Raw genomic sequence first — 2,673 nt, forward strand, 5'->3', positions numbered from 1 at the left:
CCCCACACCCTGTCCCCACCAACAAACTTTTTGCCGCAAACCCTAATTAGAATGCCAAAAGGTCAGGAAAAACGCCCCCAGGCCACACCAATCAGGATAGTAACCCCGAAAAAGAGACGATACCAGACAAAAACCCAGGTACTCTGTTTTTTGAGATAATCTAATAACCAAGCGATCGAAAGATAGGAAAATATCCCCGAGGAAATTACCCCAATAGCCAGGGGAATTAATTCACTGGTGTTAATCTGGTCGAGAACGCCTTTAAATTCCACTAAACCGGCTAAAGTTATCGCCGGAATCCCCAGCAGAAAGGAAAATCGCGCCGCTACGGCCCTTTCTAAACCCATGAATAACCCGGCAGTTAAGGTGGACCCAGAACGAGATACCCCCGGTATTAGGGCTAAAGCTTGGGCTAATCCCATTAAAACCCCGTCTTTTTGTCGCAAAGTCTCAAAACTGCGTTTATGTTTCCCGATTTTTTCGGACGTACCTAAGAGTAAAGACATGACTATAGAGGCACAGGCGATCGCTGTCATGCTTCTCAGGGGGGAATTATCTAAATCGGGAATGAAAAGTTTCATTAACAAACCGAAGAAAACGATCGGAATTGTGCCTAGGATAATCCCCACGGCTAAACGAAAATCCTGGGAACGATAATCGGAACTAGCCACCGCTTTCACCATTCCCGTGGATATTTGCCTTAAATCCTGCCAAAAATAGGACAATACCGCCGCAATACTGCCCAATTGAATCACTGCTGTATAGGTGACACCGGGATCTCCCCAACCCAAAAAGACGGGAATCGCTTTTAGATGAGCGGTACTGCTAATCGGCAAAAATTCTGTCACTCCCTGCACAAATCCCAAAAAAATCGCCTGTAACCAGTTAATTTTTGCCAGAGGTATGGCGCTAGTAGTTGATTGGGCAATGGCGGCGGGTGTAATCGCCAAAATCACCGTTATTATCGCTAGTCCTAGCCATTTATAGCTTTTTTTCAGGAAGGGAAACATCATTTTTCAGTAAAAAAAGGTGTGGGGTGTGGGGAGAAGTGGGAATTATGAATTATGAATTATGAATTATGAATTGGGAGGTGGGGAAGTGGGGAGAAGGGAGACAGGAGACAGTATACAGGAGACAGAAGTAACTGATAACAACGGACGAATCTAAAACCTTATTTGTTCAGCTAAAAGCTTTGATGTACTTAGTTTCTAATCTTCTTTTTAGGTGGGAGAATTGCCAGATTCTTTCTTGGAGGCCCTTGCCTCTTGCCTTCAGTAACTAATTTAAGTATAAATACTTGTTGACAACTCATAGTCGTTATGAGTACACTTAATTTAGACAAACTCGAAATGAGTACGACTTAGCAATTAGGAGTTGAAGATTATGCTACCAAACCGAGAAGGACAGAGAGTTCCCGATGTCACCTTTCCCGTGCGTCAAAATAATCAATGGGTGAACATCACCAGCGAGGAATTATTCAAAGGAAAAACCGTTGTTCTTTTTGCCTTACCCGGGGCATTCACTCCCACCTGTTCCACCTCCCATTTACCCGGATATAACGAATTAGCCCCGGTTTTTCGGGAAAATGGCGTAGATAGTATTGTTTGCTTGTCGGTGAATGATACCTTTGTCATGAACGAGTGGGCAAAAGATCAAGAATGTGATAATATCCTTTTGATTCCCGACGGTAACGGCGAATTTAGCGCAGGAATGGGGATGTTAGTCGATAAAGCTGACTTAGGTTTCGGTAAACGTTCTTGGCGCTATTCGATGCTAGTCAAAGATGGTGTTATCGAGAAAATGTTCATCGAACCGGAAGAACCGGGAGATCCTTTCAAAGTCTCCGATGCGGAAACGATGTTACACTATATCAACCCAGAAGCCAAAAAACCGCCTTTAGTCTCTCTTTTCTCGAAAGTCGGCTGTCCCTACTGCCTCCGGGCTAAGAAAATGTTAGAAGAAAAAGGCCTACAATACGAAGAAATTATCCTCGGACGCGATGCCACCAGTCGTTCTCTGCGGGCCATGAGTGGCAATACCACCACCCCGCAAGTCTTCATTGACGGCCAATTAATTGGCGGTTCGGAAGAGTTAGCAGCTCATTTAGGAGCATAATTAATCAGTTATCAGCTATCAGCCCCTGATTTTTCAATTAATTAGCCATTTTTCTAGTTATCAAAACTATTATCTAGCTGACGGCTGAGGGCGATGTTAATCAATTCTGAAAGGGGATGTGTATAGCTTGAGCTTAATTGTAGGATCAAAATCAGTCCCCTCTACACGGACACAAGTGAGAAAATTATCAAGTATTCTGTTAACTGATCAAGGAGAAAGATTATGGTAGCCACTCCAGTCAAAACCAAAACCACGGCACAATACTACGCCACCCGCATCGATTTAGCATTAGATATCCGCAAAGCTGTGGTTGAAATCTTAAGCCAAACCCTTGCCGCTAGTTTAGACCTAAAAACTCAGGTTAAACAGGCCCACTGGAATGTAAAAGGTTTAAATTTCTACCAATTGCATAGCCTCTTCGACGAAATGGCCACGGAATTAGAAGGCTATGGGGACATGGTAGCAGAACGGATTACCGCTTTAGGTGGAACCGCTTTGGGAACAGCGCGCATCGCCGCCGCTAACTCGATTCTGCCGGAATATCCGGCTGATATCGTC

3 protein-coding genes are annotated in these 2,673 nt (G+C 44.3%); 2 read left to right on the forward strand and 1 reads right to left on the reverse strand.

All coding sequences use genetic code 11. The features are described from left to right. Window positions 1–62 precede the first annotated feature (62 nt). Window positions 63–1,013 (reverse strand): undecaprenyl-diphosphate phosphatase, encoded by a 951-nt coding sequence (locus tag IQ242_RS21935; RefSeq protein WP_193961404.1) that lies wholly within the window; start codon window positions 1,011–1,013, stop codon window positions 63–65. 370 nt (window positions 1,014–1,383) lie between these two features. Here IQ242_RS21935 and IQ242_RS21940 point away from each other — a divergent pair, with 370 nt between their 5' ends. Then, entirely contained in the window at window positions 1,384–2,115 is a 732-nt protein-coding gene (locus IQ242_RS21940) for a glutathione peroxidase (RefSeq protein WP_193961405.1), read from the forward strand. A 222-nt stretch (window positions 2,116–2,337) separates the two neighbouring features. Continuing rightward, window positions 2,338–2,673 (forward strand): DNA starvation/stationary phase protection protein Dps (gene dps, locus IQ242_RS21945; protein WP_193961406.1); only part of this gene is annotated, 336 nt, incomplete at its 3' end.

It is taken from the genome of Microcystis sp. LEGE 08355 (genome assembly GCF_015207185.1).
In the GTDB taxonomy this organism is placed as follows: domain Bacteria; phylum Cyanobacteriota; class Cyanobacteriia; order Cyanobacteriales; family Microcystaceae; genus Microcystis; species Microcystis panniformis.